Below are 17,630 nucleotides of genomic sequence, written 5' to 3' on the forward strand. Positions count from 1 at the left end.
AAGGGTGCCTGACCCCCAGCGCTTTAAAGCGCTGGGGGTCAGGCACCCTTCAATGCGTTGGTCTGCTAAATTCATTCATTTTCCGGCAATGGAATCAAGGAATTGGGCCATACGTGTATATGCGACAAATTTATTTTTCATTTTTGAAAGCGAATGTCCTTCGTCTTCGAACCGGATATAGGCTACAGGATGTTTTCTTTTCTTCAGCTTTGCGGCAAATTGCTCCGATTCGCCAATCGGAACTCTAGGGTCGTTCGCGCCATGAATGAGCATCAATGGACATCGGATCCTGTCAGTGTAGTGCAGTGGATCAATCGCATCAAAAAACGCGCCATCCCTCTCGATCGTTCCGTACTCCGCTTCTCTGTGCCTTCGCCTCCAAAGGCTTGTGTTTTCTAAAAAACTTCTGATACTCGAAATACCAACAATACTGATGCCTGCTGACCATATTTTCGGATAATGGGTGACAGCGGCCAGCACAAGGAATCCTCCATAGCTCCCTCCCATTACAGATAACCTGGTCGAATCGGCTCCTCCTTCCGCCTTAAGCCATCCGGCAAGTGAAACAAGATCCTTTACGGCATCCATCCTTTTTCGCCTATCATCGAGATGGGTATATTGTTTTCCATAACCAGTGCTTCCGCGAAAATTGGGCGCACAAACACCATAACCTTTTTCAATTAGATGCTGAATGAACGAGTTATAGGCTGCGCGTGCCTGGCTTTCCGGCCCGCCGTGCAGATAGACAACGACTGGAAAACGTTTTTTAGCTTGCTTTGGCCTGTAAAAAATCGCTGGGATCATAAGGCTATCAAAGGAGCGGAATGATATAAAGCTTGGTTCCACGAGTTCCTTCTCCCTTGTGAGATCTCTTAAAAATCCTGTCAAACGCTCTGTCTGAACTGTTGCCACATCAACCTTCCAAATATCCTGAGGGTGCGCTGGCCCGCTGAATGAAAAGGCCAATTTTTTCCCATCTGCAGAAAAAACAATATCATTAATCACCCCCATAGGCGTATCCCATGTAACCATGCTGCCAGTCTGTAAATCAGCGATTATTCCCCGTGAGATGCCTCCTTCATTGATGCTGAAGGCAAGCCTATTTTTATCCCGATCCATGGCGAGACCTTCATAATCCCACTCCCCCTGGCTTAGCCAGGTTATTTCACCTGTTGCAAGACTTAAAGAAGCCAGCCCATAAAACTCTCTTCCTATATTTGTGAGTAAATAGAGCCGCGAAGCATCTTTACTGAAGTGCGGGTTTTTAAATCCAGCTTCGCCTTTATGTAGCGTAAGCCAGCGGAGTGAACGTAATGACAGGTGAAGCAGTCCGATATCATTATCCTGCGGGGAATTGGTTTTTCGTATGACTAAATACTCACCGTCAGGAGACCACATGAGACATTCGTAAGTCCCATTCCCTGTAAAAACAGGATGGATTTCTTGTGTATCTAGCCGCTGAATATATATATCAAAATAAGCCGGATGCCTCCGGTTGCTTGACCAGGCAATCCATCGGCCGTCAGGGGAACTCCCACCGTAGTGGTGGACATGCTCAGGAGAATTTGTCAGTGGAATGGGGTCTTTGTCTTTCACCAGTAAAAACAATTGCTGTTTTTCATCCCCGCCCGCGTCCATGCCAATAATGGCCATGTCACTATTGGCAATATATTTAAAAAGCGTGATTCTTTCTTTTGAGAAAGTCACTTTTACAGGCTGGCCATCCTCCCCTTGCTGCTCCCAAATTTGCGGAAGACCGTCATAATCGGCAATAAAACGCAGTTTTTGTCCATCCGGTGCATATACCGGACTGCTGGCTGCTGGTTCCTGGAAGATGTAATCCTCGGTGTCCATCGTTTGACCCCCCTTTTCAGCGAATCTCATCATTCGGCTCACAAATTAATATATTGATACGGTCTATATGCCATGCGCGTTTTTTTGTCAGAAGCCTGAACCACTTATTCTTTTTTGAAAGTGATTTTTTGGTAAATGAGTCTGGAATGCAACAGTGATGATGATTACATAATATCCAGGATAAAGTTAATTCCTCTCGGCTTAAATTTTATGTATCTTTTACCTGCTACTGTCGTAAATAGATTAAGTGGGTATATAATTGAGATGAATGTTAGAAATATTCAGAACCAACGTTAAGGGGGAAAAAATCATGCTAGTACTGATTGTGGTTCAATTGGTCATCATTTTATTATTCTTCATCATTGGATGGGCATTATTGAAAAAGAAAGCTTACTGGATGCTCTCGGGCTTCAGAGGCCGTCCCCAGGAAGAACAAAACCTGCTGATTGAGAACGGGTATCCCCAGAAAGCAGGGAAACTGATTGTCTATACTGCTGCTGGTATGACTCTTTTTCTTCCTCTGTTCCTGACTCCATTTACATACACAATAGAAGTCCAATTTGGATTTATGATCTTATTTTTGATGGGGGGCATGATGTACCTTTCAAAATACGAAGTACCTCATAAACGCAGAAGGAGCTTTATCATTACGTCCTCCTTATTTGTTGTGGTTTTGTCTATTATCAGTGTGCTTACATTTTTGGGGTACCAGGAGCCTGTGCTTGTCACAAGGCAGGATTCATTTGAAATCACTGGAATGTACGGCCGGGAGTGGTCATACAAAGACGTGAAAAAAGTTGAACTCCTCGATAAAATGCCGAAGGTCACATACAAAGAGAACGGATTTGGAATGTCAGATATGTCAAAAGGCCGCTTCCATGTAAAAGAATATGGAAGCAGCCTACTATTTGTCCGGAAACACTCGCAGCCTATTTTGTTTATAAAAACTAAGGATCAAAACATTTTTATCACTGCCATAACTTCGGATGCAACTCAGGATTGGTATAATAATCTCAAAGGTAAAGCAGGTATTTGATATAAACTACTTCCGCTTCCCTCTAGTTTCCCAGGCGCCATTTAACCCGTTTATACGGCATTTAATGGCGATTTTTTATTTTTTTTAATGTTTTGTTATTATTTTATTTTAAAAAGTTGAAATTATTTGAAACAAATTTTATAATATAATAGTTGCCTTGTGTGCACCAAAGTCTGTTAACTATGGTTAATATTTCTTAGGCTATCATACTGGGCGTATATAAACAGAAAAAGGGAGGACTTTTACATGAAAAAGTTTTGGTTACTGGCAATGGCATTGACTTTTGCAATTGGCCTAACTGCATGCTCTGGCGGCAAGAAAGAAGAAAGCTCATCAGAAAGCAAAAAGGAAACTGAAAAGGCGCCTGAGAGCAGTGCGAAGAGCACACTTTATAAATTTTATATGGACATGTCTAAAACCATCAATGATGCTGATGCAGACTTGAATGCATATGAAAATGCTGCACCTGAGGAGCAAACACCTGAAATGAAAACAAAGGCGAGCGAATCGGCAGCTAATGTTTCAAAGGCACTTGATCAAGTGGAGGTTCCTGGCGAACTTAAAGACCAAAAAGCTGATTTGGAAGCTGCAATCAAAGACTTCTCCGCTTCCTATAAAGCGAAAGCAGAAGAGCTGAAAAAGGACGAGCCTTCCCTTGATGCTGCTAATGCGACCTTTACTACAGGCGAAGAAAAACTTGGAAAAGCTTTCGAAAGCGTAAAAATGAAAAAGCCAAGCCTTGTTAAAGAAGTAGGCTGATAAAAAGAAGGGTGCCTGGGATCAGGCACCCTTTACTAATTTAACGCGCTGGGGGTCAGGCACGCGGACGTAGGGTGATACTTCATTGCGTCAGCGCGTTGGGGGTCAGGCACGCTTTTGTAAGGCACGCTTTTGTATGCTAAAGTGTGCTTTCGCCAGGCTTTCGAATTTTTCTTCAGTGATTTCTTCTTTGGTCATTTTTCCATTCTCCCACTTGATAAAGCTGTTCTTTGTCAGGATTATATTCCCGCCATCCGTGAATTTTGTCAGTAGCGGCTTTTTATTGAAGGGAGATTGCGGGTGCTCCACAATGATTTGCTGTACCACATTCAAATCGTCCCAGTTTACCATTTGCTGCCGCGAGTCGAAAGCATAACCTTTTCTCCATTCATCGTCCTTATGCTTTAACTTCAATTCAAGAAAATAATCCCCGTGCTCACTGTCCTCCTTGCGAACCCTAAACTCTCCATTCCAGGAACGGACTACCTTGCCATCAAATGGCACCAATACTAGAGGTAAATTACCTCCAAACCCTGTATCAATGAGATACCGCTCATTTCCATTGATCAGCACGGTTGCGACATGCGTTTTCCCCGTCGGGCTAAAACTTCCATTCTCTTTGTTATAAACAGTTCCACGAACAAGCTGAACATTAAGGCCGTTTTCCCGCAAAAACAAGTAAAGGATGGCATTTAATTCATAACAAAGCCCCCCCTCGTTATGTTGCAAGATTTTATCCACAAGATTAGTTTCGTTCATCACCATTACATTGTTGTTTATCACACAAATATTTTCAAACGGAATGGACTTCGCCGTCAGTTCAAGGACTACCTCTAAGTTATCCACAGTAATCTCTTCATCCTCAGGGAATCCTATTCGCTGACGAAATAATAGGTCTATATCAGGCATTTTAATCTCCCTCCAATCATCAGTAGTATTTTATCAGAAGGCACTGTTAACCGGTTTCGTCAAATTAGGACCTTTAGCTCTGTCTTCCTAAAGTGCTATGCTTAATATAAGCATAACTTAAAAATGGAGGAGTATTCCTTGAAAGAGCTTATCAAAGTCGTAGCTGCCATTATCGAAAATGACGAGCACGAAATATTGTGTGCGCTTCGTTCTCCTAACATGATCATGCCAAATATGTGGGAGTTTCCGGGCGGGAAAGTTGAGAAGAATGAAGACCTTTTTACTGCACTAAAGCGCGAAATCTTTGAGGAACTGGGTTGTGTGATTGAAACACAGTATATCGTCAATGAACATACCCATGAATACGATACATTTATCATTAACCTGATTTCAATAAAATGTGAAATTATAAAGGGCATACCGGAACTTAAGGAACATTCGAAGTTAATCTGGCTTAAAAGAGAAAACCTTACTTCAATAAAATGGGCTCCAGCTGATATTCCGGCTGTGGAGGAAATCATCCGGGAAAAATAGGTATCGAGTTAAAGAAGGCTGCCATCAATTTAAAGGCAGCCTTCTTTAGCAGTTTAACGCACCGGGGGTCAGGCACGCTTCATCGGTGCATTACTTTAACGCACTGGGGGTCAGGCACGCGGGGGCGATGTGCCGCTTTAATGTTTTAATGCAGCTTCAATTCTCCTTTTTTATTATAGGTTTTGAGGCTGTGACTTGTGATTTTCTCTGGCGATAAGGCGTACAGGGTATCATCAATATAAAGCAGGCGGTTGATGCTGCTCTCATATTCTTCATACACCGGCTTTTGCTTTCCGTCTATATGAGTGATTTTCGACCTTAATTCGAAGCCTTTATCCGGGTCAATTCCGTAAACATTTGCTCCCTGATACTCAAAGGTTTGCTCCATTTGTTCGCCGCCCTTCTTATTGGTATAAACGGCCACTGGGAAGGCAAACAAGTTTTTATTTTTATTAAACAGCAGGGCTCTATGATCGTTGTTAAGAGGTGAATTAGTCCCAGCCTCCCCTATTGTCTCCGTGAACTTTTCTTTTGGGTTAGTCATGTCACTGACATCGAACAACGATATTTTGACACCACCACTAATAATCTGTGGCTCTTCCTTCCCTTTCCCGTCAATTACTTTCGTATCCTGGCCAAATCCAATAAGATGATTTTCATCATATGGATGAAGGTAATTGCTAAAGCCAGGAATCTTCAATTCTCCGAGAACTTTTGGATTTGAAGGCTCGCTAGCATCAATGGCAAACAAGGGATCCGTTTCTTTAAATGTGACCATATAGATGCGGTCACCCAGGAATCGGGCAGAATAAATCCTTTCCCCTTTCGCTAGCCCCTCAAGCTTTCCTGCCAGGTTCAAGCCTTCATCGAGAATATAAAGCTGATTTGCCGAATTTCCTTTTTCGTCCCATGCATGCCCTTTTGTTGTGACTACCCTAAAATGACCATCATGTTCGTCCATTGAAAACTGGTTCAAGACCGTTCCTTGCACCTCAGCCGACCCTTTAAAAATAACTTCCATACCATCGATGGAAAACTTGTGGATATCGGTGTCCGGAGCAATCATCTGCCTGTCCTCTAATGGCTGCTCACCATACTTCGAGACAGCCAGGTATAAATGATTATTTGACATATACATCTGTCCGCCGCTTCCCAAATAGGTGGTGACCCCGGCTTTTTTTGAAAGATCATTAAGATCGAGTGCCATAATCATCGTGAAATCAGGCTCGCGTGATTCAGGAAAAAATTGAATTTTATCATAATCTACCTTCTGCTTTACAGGCTTGACCGCTGTATCTGAATAACCCGGCCTAAAATCAATATTTCGTTTTTCTTTCATAATCCAATAATCTGGGCGGTGCTCAGCTGTCATATAAAGAAAACCGTCAGCCTTCCTAGAAGAAGCGTAGGAACCCTCGAGTTCTGCTTCTCTCATAACTTCTGGCTTTTCTGGGTTCTCCACATTATAGACAATCACTTTTGCCGCTTGGGACATTGGTGCAATTATTGCAGCTTCCTCTTTGGAACTCCAGTCTCGGTATTTGGAACCGATGACAATCAACTGCTTCTTGTGCAGGAAAAGCTGATATGGTGTGAAATTATGATCGTAGGAAATCGTGGCAAGGAGCTTCATTTTATCTTCCGGAACTGCTTTTATGATTCGCACTTTATTTTGTTCAGCCTGAAAAATATGTGTCCCATCGGTTTTAACGATATCCGCTTCATCCACGCCTTCAACCTGGACATTCGTTTCAGAAAAATCACCTTCAGCGGAACTAAATTCTTTTTTCTCAGAATCATCACTAATCATAGACTTGGATTCTCTCGTTGTAGTAAAAAAACCTCCAGAAGTGTTCTCTTCCTCCAAAATAGTATCGAAGTAGTCAGCAAGTTTTTGCCGTGACCCCACGACAGGCAGCTCCTTCTGAACGGTGAATGTCTGTTTCATGGCCGAGACCAACCTCCGCCCTGATACTGAACGAATGCCCTTTTTGAAGTGGATTGTGTACGACTTTGAACTGGTGTCGTATCCAGATTTGGGAGGATAAATATAGACAGTCTTCTTGTCATCACTGAGAGATAATTTGTTCTCCTGTGTTTCTCCTTTGTCGTTCATAACATAAATCTTGTTTGGTTTTAAGCTCTTTGCGGATATCTTCTGGGAAAACTGCACTTTCCATACTTTGTTTGTTAAAACGACTGTCTTATCGTCAAGCTTGTTGGTGATTTTAACCTGGGTTGCAGAAAGAAAGATAATTCCAGCTAAAATTAAAAGCAAAACGGCGGTCCACAGACGCCAATATTTCATGATCACCCCTCCTGTAAGATTAGACGAAGTTTCATAATAGGGGTTTCAGGAGCGTCTTAAAATAGATGTGTTTTTCCCCTATCGCTTTTTGCTTGTTTTAAATGGACTATTTTCAGCGGAAGCGCGTCGAGTATGATTCATCAGTGCATTACTTTAAAGCACCAGGGGTCAGGCACGCTTCATCGGGATACTACTTTAAAGCATCGGGGGTCAGGCACGCTTCATCGGGATACTACTTTAATGCACCGGGGGTCAGGCACGCTTCATCGGGATACTACTTTAATGCGCCGGGGGTCAGGCACGCTTCATCGGGATACTACTTTAATGCACCGGGGGTCAGGCACGCTTCATCGAGATACTACTTTAATGCACCGGGGGTCAGGGGGCTTTGCGGTGATGAAATGAATCTTTTTCCGTTTTTTTTCGTAGTATTATTTGGTTTATATGACAGATTAAGATAGAAGGGATATTTATGGAAAATTTATTTTTATTTTCGCTTACCGTAGGAATTGTCGCTGCCTTCGGTCTTGTACCTATTTTTGGCGGAAACGTCAGAAACATTAAAAGCACAAAAAATACTAAAGCGGCTAAAGGTAATAATGCTGAAAAAGGAGGCAAAAGCCTTCAGGCTGGCGGCTTGGTCGCGGCAGCTATCATCTTGACGCTTATCATACTGGCAGTCTATTACTTTACGAACCTTGACAGGAACCTTTCTTCCTTGTGGCTTCCTGCCATCCTTGTCACTGGAGCCGGTACACTTTTCGCATCAGGAGCAGAAAGAACGGTTAAGTTTTCGCTCTTTTCAGCAAGCCTGATTATCGCCACCTATTTTCTGGCTGCACCACTGTTTAACTCCACTGAAAAATTCGAAAGCGCAAAAATGGCTCAGAAAGTGGAAATCAAAAGTTTCGATGAAAAAGAAACTCCGGCAAGCGTCCCGCCACAGTTTGCACGCAATAAAATGAAAAAGGCATTCGGCCAGGTTCCAAACACAAGTTATTATGAACTTGGTAGCCTGCAGATCCAAAAAGTCAAAGGGGATTATGTCTATGTTGCACCAGTAGAATTCTCTGGTTTTTTCAAATGGATGAAGGGCAACGAGACTCCAGGGTACTTTATGTTAAGTGCAACTGACTCATCTGCCAATCCGAAATTTTCTAAAACAAAAATGACATATACTCCATCTTCATTTTTCAATAAAAATATTGAGCGGCATATCCGCAAGAACTACCCAGAAGCTATTTTTAACGGAGACACTCAGCTTGAAATTGATGAAGATGGAAAACCATATTATATCCGGACTTATGGTGAATTTATTTCAGCCCGTAATGGTTTTGAAGCAAAAGGGGTTGTGATTGTCGATGCCCAAAGTGGGAAAGCAAAAGCTTACTCTCTTGCGGAAGCACCTGAATTCATTGATGGTGCAGTTTCTCCTGAGACTGTCAGCCTGCAAAACAGCTACTTCGGTAATTATGTGCATGGCTACTGGAACAGCCTATTCGGTAAATCGGATGTAAAGCTTCCTTCAGATCAGGGAACAGAAGCAAATGTCACGCCGATATTTACACCGAACGGGGAAATGTACTATTTTACTGACTTTACGAGTCCCAAGAAAGGTGTAGACTCCATGCTTGGCTATTCACTGACCAACGCAAGGAGCGGGAAAGCTACTTACTATACGGGAGACCCAGAAGAAGCCTATATGGATTCACAGGGTGCACTTCAAATTATCGAAAAGAAATTCATTGAGAAAAAATGGAAAGGTAAAATGCCTGTTCTCTACAATTTTTACGGTGAAGCCAGCTGGCTGACACCTGTCCTGGATTCCAATGGATTCCTGCAAAATTACTTTATCGTTTCAGCTGCAAACCAGGAAATTTCAGCGTATGGCAATACGCCAAATGAAGCCCTGAGGCAGTATAAAACTGCTTTGCAGCGAGGAGGCGGAAGTGTTGACGGAACTTCTAAGGCTGATGAAAAGACTACAGCTGGTGCAGTGAAGCGCGTTTATAAGGAAAAGACGGGTGATTATACCGTTGTTTCGTTCCTTCTTAATAATGGCCAAAGCTACATGATTTCGTCTGAGAAAGAGCCAATGGCCATCTACCTGAAGGAAGGAGACAAAGTAAAGATTGTCTACTTCGAAACTGGGGAAGACTTCCTCCCAGTAAAAAAACTTGAAATAGAAGGCCTTTAATTGGAAAGCAGAGCTATTAAAAGACTTTCATGACAGTGCCTGCCCCTTAAGCTAACTGAAGGGGCAGGCATTTTCTGTTGTGAGGGATACTTTTCCAATGTAAAGCATCACCGCCCCGGGGGTCAGGCACGCTCTATTTATTTACCACTTTACCGCACTGGGGGTCAGGCACGCTTTGGGGGAGGAGCGCTTTGTTGTATTGGCGCTTTATATTGATGAGGAGGCTTCTTTTCCCCATATATTTTTCATATATTTAGCGAGTCGAAGTATTACAATTGAGTGAATATTATGGTACTTTATAGAGACAAGTAAAAAGGATCGTGAGGACAAATTATGTGGCGAAATAAAAATGTGTGGATTTTATTGTCGGGCGAGTTCATCGCTGGTCTCGGATTATGGCTTGGAATTATTGGCAACCTTGAGTTTATGCAGGAAAAAGTACCATCAGACTTTCTGAAATCGCTTCTGCTCGCGGCTGGTTTGCTTGCAGGGATTGCAGTCGGACCCCTTGCTGGCCGACTGACGGATCAAATGAGCAAGAAGACCGTCATGCTTGCTTCCGGCTTTGTACGCGCCATATCGATCCTCTTTATGCTTATTGCCATCCAGACCGGCTCCGTTTGGTGGATGCTGGTGTTCCTGGTGTGCCTACAGATTGCAGCAGCATTTTATTTTCCTGCTTTGCAAGCAGCAATCCCGCTGGTCGTGGCTGAAAAAGACTTGCTCCAATTGAATGGTGTCCATATGAATGTCTCCACTCTTTCACGTATATTGGGAACTGCACTAGCAGGTATCCTGCTGGTACTTATTCCTTTATACATGCTGTATGTCCTTTCACTTGCAGCATATATCATCCTTTTCGTGTTCACGATGTTCCTTCAGTTCGAGGAAAAAAAGAAAGAGCTAGGAACGAACACTAAGAGTGCAGAAGGCGGGTTCAAGGAAGTGTTCCCTGTCATCAAGATGCTCCCCATTGTCTTTATGACCCTTGTCATGTCGCTTATACCCCTTTTGTTTATCGGTGGATTTAACCTCATGGTGATCAACATCAGCGAACTCCAGGACAGCTCGGCCATCAAAGGCTGGATTTACACCGCTGAAGGAATCTCCTTCATGACGGGCGCATTCATAATAAAACAAATCAACTTTAAATTTTCACCTTACAAAATTCTGTTCACAAGTTCGCTTGCCATTGGACTATCACAGCTGCTTCTTTACTTTGCTAATATCCCGCTCCTGACGATTGCCGCCTTCTCCCTTTTTGGTTTTTCAGTCGGCTGTTTTTTCCCGACCGCTGCAACTATTTTTCAAACGAAAGTGCCGAAAGACTTTCACGGTCGCTTCTTTTCGTTCCGTAATATGCTTGACCGAGTCACCTTCCAGGTCGTCCTGCTCCTAACCGGCTTCCTGTTAGACAGTGTAGGGCTGCAGCTCATGTGCGTCCTCTTCGGCATCCTGTCTATTGTCATGACCGGCCTATTCTTTATAAAATCCCCGCAGCTGCGCGCAGGAACTGAATCGCAGCAGAACGCCGGGTAGTTTATGCCTTATGAAAAAAAACGCCCGATGTGGCGTTTTTTTTGTTGTTGATAATTACCTTGCTTCAAAATTTTTTACCCAAAAAAATCGTTTCGAATTCAAAAGGTTTGACAAAAGTCACTTACTAATAGTAAGCTTTACTACACCACTTACTTTAAGTAACTTAGGGACTCTAAGCTAATCGTATAAACACTAAAATTACATTAGATTATACACATTAATTTTTAAAATCATGGGAGGAAATAGAATGTCAACAATTCAGCAAGATTTATCCACAGTTATCCGGGAGCGCCACTCAGTCAGAAAATATGACCCTAGCTTTAAAATTTCTCGCGAGGAAATCAGCGAAATGCTGAATGAAGCGATCCTGGCTCCGTCTTCGAGCAACCTTCAACCTTGGAGTTTTATTGTGATCCAGGACGAGGAAACAAAGAAAGAACTTCGCGGCATTGCCAATAACCAGGAACAGGTTGAGACTGCATCAGCGGTTATTGCCGTTCTTGGTGATAAAGAAATGTATAAAAATGTTGAGAAAGTCTATAACAGCGCGCACGCTGCTGGCCTGATCGATGAGGCTACGAAAAACATGATGATTGAGAATACGAACAAGCTCTATCCTGCTGCACCTGCCGAGGTAAGGACCAATATCGCGAACTTTGACGCCGGGCTAGTTTCCATGCAACTCATGCTGATTGCGAAAGCAAGAGGTTATGACACAGTGCCAATGGGAGGCTTCGACAAGCAGAAATTCGCCGAACGGTTTGACATTTCGGAAAGATACTTCCCGGCAGTACTTATTTCACTAGGCAAAGCAGCCGCTCCAGCATACAAATCAACCCGCATTCCATTAGAAGAAATCGTGACCTTTATCTAAAACAAAGCGTGCCTGGCCCCTTTAATTTACTAAAGGAGACCAGACACGCTTTATTATATTAACGCGCTGGGAGTCAGGCACGCTCTATTGATGCACTACTTTACAGCGCTGGGGGTCAGGCACGCTTTGGGGCTTTAATGCTGGAATCCCATGTCGCAGCCTGCGCCTGGCAGTTTTTCTTTTACAGGTTGAGCCTGGTTCACCTCTGACTTTTCGAGCAGGCTCTGGACGAATTTGCGGCAGCGCTCCCGGTCCTTCTGCTGCGGGCTCAATTCGATTTTCAGGGTCGCTGCCAACAATGATTGTACGTACAGCATGTCCCTGAATCTGTCGACCGCCCCGCAAAAATGAGGATAGAAGCTATCACCCGTTCCTGTGACCCCGGTCACAAGCCCTTTAGTATCACCCTCTTCAAAAGCCCTGAACACTGGCACCATCTCATTTGGGATTTCCCCGTCCCCCCACGTATATGTAGCAACGACCGCTAAGTCCAAATCTTCCAGCTGCTCGACAGAAAACTCTTCCGCTGTATACATTGCAGGCTCCACCCCTGCCTCCTCAAGAAAGCCACAGATGATCTCTGCAGCTTCCCGTGTATTCCCGGTAATTGACGCTAAAATAATGGCCGCTTTCATTACAGCTCGTCAAACCCGTTCGTCTGGGTCACTTTCGTATATGTCCTTGATTTTTGCTCAAAGAAATCGGATTTCGTTTCATTGATCATCTCATCGCTGAATACATGAATCCAAGGCATCGGATTCTCCCTCTCCTCGTAAAAATTGCGAAGGCCAAGCTGGCGGAGACGCTTGTTCGCAAGGTATTCGACATAGAAGCCGAACTCCTCCAGGTCGATTCCCGGAATATCCTTCAAAATAATGCCCGCCCACTCTTTTTCAAGCTCAACAGCCTCACCCACAGTATTGTAAATATACTGGATATTTTCATCCGTGTTCAGTTCAGGATTTTCTGTCAATAAAATCCTGATGAACTGCGAGATAAAGAACGCATGCTGCATTTCATCCCGCTGGATGTAGCTGATCATGGTGCTCGTTTTCAGCATCTTCTGCTGGCGGGCCAGATGATAGAAGAAAGCGAACCCGGCATAAAAATATATTCCTTCAAGATTGATAGAATTCACACCTAGCTTGAATAGATTCTGCGCAGAAGGCTGCTCCCGGAAAGCCTCATAAGCCTCTAGGATCAAACCGTTCCGTTTTTGAACGACGGGATCATTCTTCGCATCGTCAAAGCGGGCATTCTGTTCACTCAGCGGCACAAGCGAACTCAAGATATAAGAATACGACTCATTATGGACTGCTTCCTGTTGTGAAATCACGGAAAAAATGGCCTTGAAGCTTGAATCTGTCACATAATCTGCCACCTGGCTCATGGTCGGAGTCTGCAGGCTGTCGAGCGATGCCAGCTGTGTATTGATTCGGAGAAAAACATCCCTCTCCGTCTCCGTCAGAAAGTCCCATTGTTTAATGTCATCCTGCATATTAATTTCCTGGGCTTTCCAGAAGTTTGAAAGCAAGGTTTGGTAAAGCTCGTACATTTGCGGATAGGCAATGTCATTCCAGTTCAGCAAACCGGATGACTTCCCGTTGATGATTCCCGTCGATTTATTCGGATGCGCTGGATTCAGCAGCTTAATTTTGTCTAAAGGAGCATGGATATTCATTTTGGTCCTCCTGTTTCTCACTGTAAAAATAACCCATTAGCTATGGCAGGATTCACATTCCTCAATTTCAGCCTGGGACGTGCTCCTGACGTAATAGGATGTCTTCAGCTTTTGCCTCCACGCCTCAAGATGGAGGTTCAAAAGCTCCTTCGCCTTGATGTTATGCTTGACGTAAAGGTTGAAGCTGATGCCCTGGTCGACATGGCGCTGGCGGGCAGCATTCTGCCTGATGCTCCACACCTGGTCAAGCTCATGGCGGGCCCTTCGATAGTAATTATAAGTGATGTGGTTCAGGTCAGGGGCCGTCACTTTAAATTTGAAATTCTTCTTTTCCTCGGCGTATTCAATTGAATAGAGCGGATCGATACCGTCAGTGGACCCGCCAATTTTTGCCGTCGAAGAGTTGGGTGCAACCGCCATGAGCCAGCCGTTCCGGATTCCGTGCTCCCCAACGTCTGACCTTAGCTGCATCCAACGCCCAGACACATATTTTTTCCTGTCAAAATAACGGCCCGTTTGCCATTCCGAGCCGGAAAAAGCACTGTAGCTCCCTTTTTCCTTCGCGAGCTCCATCGAAGACTTGATTACAAAATAGGCGATATCTTCATACACCTTATCTGCGTATTCAACCGCGTCCTCGCTCTCCCAATGAATGCCCTCAAGCGCAAGCAAATGATGCCACCCAAACGTGCCAAGGCCGACCGCCCGATATTTCCGGTTGGTTTTTTGCGCCTGCCCGACAGAAATCGTATTCATATCAATCACATTATCGAGCATCCTCATTCCAATTGGAATAATCCGCTCCAGCACGCCAGCAGGAACCGCTTTTGCCAGGTTGATAGATGAAAGGTTACAGACAACAAAATCTCCGGGTTTCCTGACAATGACAAGATTCCCATCGCTATCCTCGTATTCTTTCACAATTTCAGTGGCTGACATGTTTTGGGCAATCTCAGTGCACAGGTTACTGCAGTATATAGAAGTGCGGCCTTCACCGGCAACATGCTTGTTCGGATTCTGCCTGTTTACTTCATCACGGTAAAACATGTACGGCGTTCCGGTTTCAAGCTGCGCGACCATAATGCGCGCCATGATATCCATCGCCCTATACGTTTTCCTTGGAAGTAAGGGATTCGCGGCAGCTTCTTCATACTTCTCGGTGAAGTATTTTTTATCATCTTCATCGTAAAAATCCTCAAGGCCGAGCGGATTCCCGTTTTCATCCTGCCAACCCATAAACTGCTTCACCTGATGTGGGCAGAAAGTATGCCATACCCCAACACTTCGACCCGTTTCGTCGACCTCCTGCAGTTTTTCCATAAACAAATCAGGCACAGACATTCCTGTAAAAATATCGTGGGCCTTGCGGCGTTCATCTCCATTATTCGTCTTCAAGTCGAGGAATCCGTTCATGATATCTTTATGGAACAAATCAAGGTAAATAGCAACGGCTCCCTGGCGCTGGCCGAGTTGGTCGACACTGACCGCTGTATCATTCAGCAGGCGGATCCACGGTACAACACCTGATGACATTCCCTTGAAACCTTTTATGTCGGAGCCGAGCGCCCGGACTTTGCCATAATAAATCCCGATTCCCCCGCCATCCTTGCTGAGCCTCGCGATGTCCCAGTTGTTAAGGTAGATTCCATCAAGGGAATCTGCCACTGTATCAATGAAGCATGAAGACAACTGTCCATAGCTTTTGCCAGCGTTGGCAAGCGTTGGAGTCGCAACCGTCATATAGAGGTGGCTTAATGCCCAGTAAGCTTCTTTTACCAGCGAGAGCCTTACATTAGCAGGTTCTGCCTGCATGAGTGCCATCGCGATCATCATGAATCTTTCCTGTGGCAGTTCGTATACATTTCGGTCATGGTCCTTCGCTAAATACCTATCCGCAAGTAGGAACAGGCCTATGTAGTTAAATAGTAAATCACGTTCAGGTTCAATTACAGCAGAAAGCTCTTCTACCTCTTCTTTTGAATAGGTTTCTAACAGTTTTGGTGAGTAAATCCCTTTTCGGGTCAATTCACTGATCAATGTAAAAAGGCTGCCATAATTTTTAGAACTCTCATACCCTCGGCTTTTTGCTGCTTTGCTGTATAGCTCATCAAGGTACAGCCTTGCTGCGATAAATGACCAATCCGGCTTGTCCATCGCGATATTGTTCAGTGCATACAGCATCGCCTGCCGGTTGGCTTCCTCCCCGGTTCCGCGATAATCATTAATTTTCGCAATGATCTCGGCGGAATCCATCCCGTATGCTGCACAAGCGCGTTCAACTGTTTCCAGAACACTTTTCAAATTTGTTTTGACTTCAGGACTCATAATAGATGTGCCTCCTTAAAAATAAACCTTGCACTATGGCAAGAAGCTCACGGGCGGAGTGTTCGACGCAAAAAAATCCGCCCAATAAATTGGACGGATGAAACGATGGCGGCAAAAGAGCAGGCAAGACCTAGACAATCCTGTCTTCTGCTGCCATCGCTCCACCTTCCCAATCCCCGAAGAAGCTGAAACATCTTAAGAAAGACAGGTCTCCTGACTCATGCGTCATTCTAGTCCGAGCCCTTCCCGTTACAAGCACCCAATTTATCATCAAGCACGCTGTACAGTGGTACGCTCATTTCGTCAGCATTTACAGTTGCGGGGGCAGTCCCGGTTTTTCACCGGATTCCCTTTTAAGCCATTTTGGCATCTCGTCTTAAGGCAACACGATATATAGTTGTTTTGAATTAGTTTCATAACAATATATAGTTTCCATGATATGCTTACATACTAATATATTAAAAGAAGGTTTTCAAGTTTTAGAACAGGAAAACCTTCTTTATAAGTCCCTTTAAGCAAAACTATATTTTACAGTGTTTCGGGCAAACCATGCTTTTCCTTTAGAGAATCCGGCGCCAATTTAACCATTCTCTCCAGGACGAATCCCGCAATCACGATATCATCTATTACACCGAAAAAGGCGAGAAAATCCGGAATGAGGTCAAATGGGAAGAATGCATAAGCTAAAATGAGTACTAGGCCGATTATTTTTTTATTAGCTTTTACTTCCCTGGACAGGAAAAAGTCCTTAATAAACGGAATGAATTTCCAAAATTTGAATACAAACTTGAATCTTTTAAAGAGTTTCCTCAATCGACTCCTCCTCCCTTGTTAGCGTCTCGTCTTTCCGCTGAAGGACTTTGATGATATCAAGATCCATGCTTTCCGCTCCCTTGGTGAAAGTAAGCTTGGTTTTAAAATGGTAGAATGCGGACTGATCATGTTCAGGACCAATCGCAGCAGGAAGCCTGAAGGTAACAGGAATTTTACCGTTTTCCCCAGCAGCAATCGTTGATGAGCTGAGAATGGTGATCGAGTCCAATACTTGCTCTATACCCGGAGAAGGCCCGCTTGCCACCAGGTCACAGTCAATTCGTTTAAGTTCTTGTTCGATTGTTCCTCCGCTTAGCAGAAAGTATCCTTTTACAAGTTCACCAGGATAATAGGTTTCTTTTTCTAAAACGAGGTCGATTCGTGCGGCTCCAATTCCTAAAAGGGCCATATATTTCCTTAGCAGCATGGGTCTCCTCCTTTAATCTATTGTGTTTGTGATAGTGGGTGCCGATTCTTATTTTTCCGTCCGGCATCGTCTTTCATCGATACGGCGTTCGATTGCAGCGATCCGTTCCTTATCCTGAATCAGTTCTTCCCTGCATATTTTAGTCAATTCTGTAATGGTTGTTTTTTTCTTTTTCATCAAGATCTCTCCTAGTTTAATAGATTTAGTTCACTCGCGGTATTGGTTTGACATTCATGATGGTTCTCGACACGCTTGATGTGCTGGCTTCCTCCATGGAAATAAAAAACCTTTGCCGTATACCGGCAAAGGTTTTTTTGTATAAAACAAAAGACCTCTACCGGCTGGTAAAGGTCTTGCTAACAACATACGTTGCC

General features: G+C 44.0%; 16 protein-coding genes and 1 riboswitch. Of the genes, 7 read left to right on the plus strand and 9 right to left on the minus strand.

The genetic code is table 11. From position 1 onward, the window contains the following. Positions 1-75: 75 nt before the first annotated feature. On the minus strand, positions 76-1,854 hold the full coding sequence (locus tag D1970_RS04645; RefSeq protein ID WP_119111728.1) for a S9 family peptidase: 1,779 nt from the start codon (positions 1,852-1,854) through the stop codon (positions 76-78). A gap of 310 nt (positions 1,855-2,164) precedes the next feature. On the opposite strand from D1970_RS04645, the gene D1970_RS04650 reads away from it, so the two are divergent. Both D1970_RS04650 and D1970_RS04655 read left to right on the plus strand, forming a co-directional pair. After that, positions 2,165-2,890 (plus strand): DUF3784 domain-containing protein, encoded by a 726-nt coding sequence (locus tag D1970_RS04650; RefSeq protein WP_119111729.1) that lies wholly within the window; start codon positions 2,165-2,167, stop codon positions 2,888-2,890. A 246-nt stretch (positions 2,891-3,136) separates the two neighbouring features. Continuing rightward, the gene (locus tag D1970_RS04655; RefSeq protein ID WP_119111730.1) at positions 3,137-3,649 is read left to right on the plus strand and encodes a hypothetical protein; all 513 of its coding nucleotides are present in this window, start codon (positions 3,137-3,139) and stop codon (positions 3,647-3,649) included. A gap of 105 nt (positions 3,650-3,754) precedes the next feature. Here the strand turns inward: D1970_RS04655 and D1970_RS04660 are convergent, their stop codons facing one another. Then, positions 3,755-4,558, minus strand: coding sequence for an arylamine N-acetyltransferase family protein (locus D1970_RS04660; RefSeq protein WP_119111731.1), 804 nt, complete (start codon positions 4,556-4,558; stop codon positions 3,755-3,757). 138 nt (positions 4,559-4,696) lie between these two features. Here D1970_RS04660 and D1970_RS04665 point away from each other — a divergent pair, with 138 nt between their 5' ends. Continuing rightward, complete coding sequence (locus tag D1970_RS04665; protein WP_119111732.1) at positions 4,697-5,092, plus strand: (deoxy)nucleoside triphosphate pyrophosphohydrolase; 396 nt, start codon at positions 4,697-4,699, stop codon at positions 5,090-5,092. 145 nt (positions 5,093-5,237) lie between these two features. Here the strand turns inward: D1970_RS04665 and D1970_RS04670 are convergent, their stop codons facing one another. Beyond that, positions 5,238-7,400 (minus strand): beta-propeller domain-containing protein, encoded by a 2,163-nt coding sequence (locus D1970_RS04670; RefSeq protein ID WP_119111733.1) that lies wholly within the window; start codon positions 7,398-7,400, stop codon positions 5,238-5,240. Between the two features lie 101 nt (positions 7,401-7,501). Here D1970_RS04670 and D1970_RS22025 point away from each other — a divergent pair, with 101 nt between their 5' ends. The 4 genes from D1970_RS22025 to D1970_RS04685 all read left to right on the plus strand — a co-directional run bounded on the left by D1970_RS22025 (position 7,502) and on the right by D1970_RS04685 (position 12,010). Further along, complete coding sequence (locus D1970_RS22025) at positions 7,502-7,861, plus strand: hypothetical protein (protein ID WP_142920991.1); 360 nt, start codon at positions 7,502-7,504, stop codon at positions 7,859-7,861. 11 nt (positions 7,862-7,872) lie between these two features. Further along, a complete protein-coding gene (locus D1970_RS04675; protein WP_119111734.1) occupies positions 7,873-9,597 on the plus strand; it encodes a hypothetical protein in 1,725 nt (574 codons plus the stop codon). A 333-nt stretch (positions 9,598-9,930) separates the two neighbouring features. Beyond that, positions 9,931-11,136, plus strand: coding sequence for an MFS transporter (locus D1970_RS04680; protein ID WP_119111735.1), 1,206 nt, complete (start codon positions 9,931-9,933; stop codon positions 11,134-11,136). A gap of 247 nt (positions 11,137-11,383) precedes the next feature. Beyond that, the gene (locus D1970_RS04685) at positions 11,384-12,010 is read left to right on the plus strand and encodes a nitroreductase family protein (RefSeq protein WP_119111736.1); all 627 of its coding nucleotides are present in this window, start codon (positions 11,384-11,386) and stop codon (positions 12,008-12,010) included. A gap of 134 nt (positions 12,011-12,144) precedes the next feature. On the opposite strand, the gene D1970_RS04690 is transcribed toward D1970_RS04685, so the two are convergent. The 6 genes from D1970_RS04690 to D1970_RS04715 all read right to left on the minus strand — a co-directional run bounded on the left by D1970_RS04690 (position 12,145) and on the right by D1970_RS04715 (position 17,433). Beyond that, positions 12,145-12,645: a flavodoxin domain-containing protein gene (locus D1970_RS04690; protein WP_119111737.1), complete on the minus strand. Its 501-nt coding sequence runs from the start codon at positions 12,643-12,645 to the stop codon at positions 12,145-12,147. Then, the gene (locus tag D1970_RS04695; RefSeq protein WP_119111738.1) at positions 12,645-13,691 is read right to left on the minus strand and encodes a ribonucleotide-diphosphate reductase subunit beta; all 1,047 of its coding nucleotides are present in this window, start codon (positions 13,689-13,691) and stop codon (positions 12,645-12,647) included. The genes D1970_RS04690 and D1970_RS04695 overlap by 1 nt, the downstream gene beginning before the upstream one ends. Positions 13,692-13,727: 36 nt before the next feature. After that, positions 13,728-15,944 (minus strand): ribonucleoside-diphosphate reductase subunit alpha, encoded by a 2,217-nt coding sequence (locus D1970_RS04700; RefSeq protein ID WP_374978536.1) that lies wholly within the window; start codon positions 15,942-15,944, stop codon positions 13,728-13,730. Between the two features lie 258 nt (positions 15,945-16,202). Continuing rightward, positions 16,203-16,406, minus strand: a riboswitch (cobalamin riboswitch). 138 nt (positions 16,407-16,544) lie between these two features. Continuing rightward, positions 16,545-16,829 carry a YkvA family protein gene (locus D1970_RS04705; protein ID WP_119111740.1) on the minus strand — a complete coding sequence of 95 codons (285 nt, stop codon included), beginning with the start codon at positions 16,827-16,829 and terminating at the stop codon, positions 16,545-16,547. Continuing rightward, positions 16,813-17,256: a sporulation protein gene (locus D1970_RS04710; protein ID WP_119111741.1), complete on the minus strand. Its 444-nt coding sequence runs from the start codon at positions 17,254-17,256 to the stop codon at positions 16,813-16,815. Before D1970_RS04710 ends, D1970_RS04705 begins: the two co-directional genes overlap by 17 nt. Before the next feature lie 48 nt (positions 17,257-17,304). Then, positions 17,305-17,433, minus strand: coding sequence for an FbpB family small basic protein (locus D1970_RS04715; protein WP_119111742.1), 129 nt, complete (start codon positions 17,431-17,433; stop codon positions 17,305-17,307). Positions 17,434-17,630 lie beyond the last annotated feature (197 nt).

Origin of the sequence: Mesobacillus zeae (assembly GCF_003570705.1) — a bacterium.
Taxonomy (GTDB): Bacteria; Bacillota; Bacilli; order Bacillales; family Cytobacillaceae; genus Mesobacillus_C; species Mesobacillus_C zeae.

Bases quoted from the DNA above. Each gene is read 5' to 3' on its own strand.
- D1970_RS04645 (WP_119111728.1), bottom strand. From the start codon at position 1,854: ATGGACACCGAGGATTACATCTTCCAGGAACCAGCAGCCAGCAGTCCG.
- D1970_RS04650 (WP_119111729.1), top strand. From the start codon at position 2,165: ATGCTAGTACTGATTGTGGTTCAATTGGTCATCATTTTATTATTCTTC.
- D1970_RS04655 (WP_119111730.1), top strand. From the start codon at position 3,137: ATGAAAAAGTTTTGGTTACTGGCAATGGCATTGACTTTTGCAATTGGC.
- D1970_RS04660 (WP_119111731.1), bottom strand. From the start codon at position 4,558: ATGCCTGATATAGACCTATTATTTCGTCAGCGAATAGGATTCCCTGAG.
- D1970_RS04670 (WP_119111733.1), bottom strand. From the start codon at position 7,400: ATGAAATATTGGCGTCTGTGGACCGCCGTTTTGCTTTTAATTTTAGCT.
- D1970_RS22025 (WP_142920991.1), top strand. From the start codon at position 7,502: ATGGACTATTTTCAGCGGAAGCGCGTCGAGTATGATTCATCAGTGCAT.
- D1970_RS04675 (WP_119111734.1), top strand. From the start codon at position 7,873: ATGGAAAATTTATTTTTATTTTCGCTTACCGTAGGAATTGTCGCTGCC.
- D1970_RS04680 (WP_119111735.1), top strand. From the start codon at position 9,931: ATGTGGCGAAATAAAAATGTGTGGATTTTATTGTCGGGCGAGTTCATC.
- D1970_RS04685 (WP_119111736.1), top strand. From the start codon at position 11,384: ATGTCAACAATTCAGCAAGATTTATCCACAGTTATCCGGGAGCGCCAC.
- D1970_RS04690 (WP_119111737.1), bottom strand. From the start codon at position 12,645: ATGAAAGCGGCCATTATTTTAGCGTCAATTACCGGGAATACACGGGAA.
- D1970_RS04695 (WP_119111738.1), bottom strand. From the start codon at position 13,691: ATGAATATCCATGCTCCTTTAGACAAAATTAAGCTGCTGAATCCAGCG.
- D1970_RS04700 (WP_374978536.1), bottom strand. From the start codon at position 15,944: ATGGATTCCGCCGAGATCATTGCGAAAATTAATGATTATCGCGGAACC.
- D1970_RS04710 (WP_119111741.1), bottom strand. From the start codon at position 17,256: ATGCTGCTAAGGAAATATATGGCCCTTTTAGGAATTGGAGCCGCACGA.
- D1970_RS04715 (WP_119111742.1), bottom strand. From the start codon at position 17,433: ATGAAAAAGAAAAAAACAACCATTACAGAATTGACTAAAATATGCAGG.